The 2,352-nt window shown below is 34.9% G+C and carries 1 protein-coding gene; it reads left to right on the forward strand.

Features of this window, described 5'->3' with window-relative positions:
- Positions 1-148: 148 nt before the first annotated feature.
- The gene (locus ACYQ4S_RS11610; protein ID WP_459771289.1) at positions 149-1,591 is read left to right on the forward strand and encodes a glycoside hydrolase family 1 protein; all 1,443 of its coding nucleotides are present in this window, start codon (positions 149-151) and stop codon (positions 1,589-1,591) included.
- Positions 1,592-2,352: the final 761 nt, after the last annotated feature.

Below are 2,352 nucleotides of genomic sequence, written 5' to 3' on the forward strand. Positions count from 1 at the left end.
CAAAAGTCAAGTAATAAGCATAAAAATGTGAAAAAATTTAAAAAAAGAAAATAAGTGGAGGGAAAACTCAAAAGAGAAAACCCTAAATCCACTTATATAGAGCATCTATAGTTTCCTAGGTGTCTCTTATAATACGAGGAGGAATAAAATGAAATTCAAAAAGGATTTTTTATGGGGTGGTGCTACAGCTGCAAACCAGTGTGAAGGTGCATTTGACATAGATGGTAAGGGGCTATCTGTTGCAGATGCGATGCCAGGAGGGAAAAACCGATTTTCGATTATTTCTTCTCTTGAATTCGATTGGGATATAGATACAGATAAATACTATTACCCTAACCATTTAGGAATCGATCATTATCACCGATTTAAAGAAGACATAGCTTTATTCGCTGAAATGGGATTTAAAGCTTACCGTTTTTCAATTGCCTGGAGTCGCATTTTCCCACAAGGAGACGAATTAAAGCCAAATGAAAGGGGAATATCTTTTTACGAAGCATTGATTGAGGAATGTCTAAAATATAATATAGAGCCGGTTGTAACGATATCTCATTATGAAATGCCTTTACATTTAGCAAAAAAATATGGTGGATGGAAAAATAGAGAATTGGTAAATTTTTATGAACGTTATGTAGAAGTATTGTTCGAGCGGTTTGCTTCTAAAGTGAAATATTGGATGACTTTTAATGAGATAAATTCCGCAATAGAATTCCCGGCTCTTTCTCAAGGGCTGATTCCTAAAACGGGTGCGAATAATTTTACTGATCGATTTCAAGCTTGGCATCATCAATTTGTTGCCAGTGCTCTAGCAGTGAAAATCGGGAAAAGGTTTCGTAAAGATATTCAGATTGGCTGTATGCAGATTTATGCTCCTATGTATGCTTTTGACAGTAATCCCAGCAATCAATTTGCTTCTCAATTTAAACAGCGCGCATTTAATTATTTTACTAGCGATGTTCAGGTAAGAGGGGATTATCCCACATATATCAGTCAGTTATTACAGCATTATGATGCAAAAATGCCGATAATGGAAAAAGGCGATAAGGAACTATTAAAGGAAAACACTGTAGATTACATTGGTTTTAGTTATTACATGAGTATGGCTATCGATGAAACAAATTCAGAAGCGACAGATCCTGCTGCAGGTAATTTGATGGAAGGTGTACGTAATCCCTTCTTGGAATCAAGTGAATGGGGTTGGCAGATAGATCCGTTAGGTTTGAGAATCTCATTAACTGACTTGTGGGATCGTTACCAAGTTCCGTTGTTCATTGTAGAAAATGGATTAGGTGCAAAAGATGAAAGTGATGACAATGGTGAGATCCATGATGATTACCGTATTGATTATTTAGCAAAGCATATTCAGGCAATGGCAGATGCTTTAACTGATGGTGTTGACCTAATAGGCTATACACCATGGGGATGTATTGATTTAGTAGCTGCGTCCACTGGTGAAATGAGCAAACGCTATGGTTTTATCTATGTTGATTTGGATGATCAAGGTAAGGGGACGCTGGATCGTAAGAGAAAGAAATCTTTTAATTGGTATAAACAAGTTATTGCATCTAATGGTGAAAATATAATTCAACAGTAAACTATAAGTAGTCACTCTTTATGGGTGATGCTGAGGGCTAGAAATTTTAAGACACTTTTCTTATGGGAAAGTGTCTTTTATTAGTCTACTATTGAAAAATTGACCAAAAAATTCCAGTTTTATGCTTTTTTGTGATAAATAGGAGACTTATAACATGCATATTTGGTTATAAGTAAGCTCATACTAAAGCAAGATTAAGGGAAATTATAAATTAGTTTACATTTTTACTTTCAGTAGAATAAATTTGTTGTGTTTATTAAACCTGAACAGCCTTCTATACTGAGAATTAGTTAGTAATAGTATTAAAAAATTGAAAGGAGATACAGAATTAGTGATTGGTTGGATTTGAGAGGAAGAACTATCGGAGTAACAGGAGGCGCATCTGGAAAAACTGAATGACAATAGAACATCCCTAGCCTATATGATTCTCTATCTTATGAAAAATGCAAAAAGAATGATAGTATAAAGTAAATAAAATGGTTAATAGGTAGAAACTCATTTTTTCGAATATAGAGTATTAACGTAATTCCGAAAGAAGTCTCCCACTTCTAAGCGTATGGGTGCGAAGCACCAGTGAAAGTGGGAGATGAATTTCGGTCAAGCGATAGCTATGTGTAAAATTAATGTCGGAAGAGGGAAATTCGACCTAGACAAAAAGAAAGAAGACCCTTAATCTAGAGATAACGACAACGCTAGAGAAAGAGGTCTTCTTATGAATCAAATTATATCAGAAATCATCACAACTTTAAAGGATTCTTCTT

The organism is Alkalibacterium sp. s-m-28 (assembly GCF_054658175.1).

Excerpts from the sequence above, each read along its gene's own strand:
- ACYQ4S_RS11610 (WP_459771289.1), top strand. The coding sequence starts at position 149 with ATGAAATTCAAAAAGGATTTTTTATGGGGTGGTGCTACAGCTGCAAAC.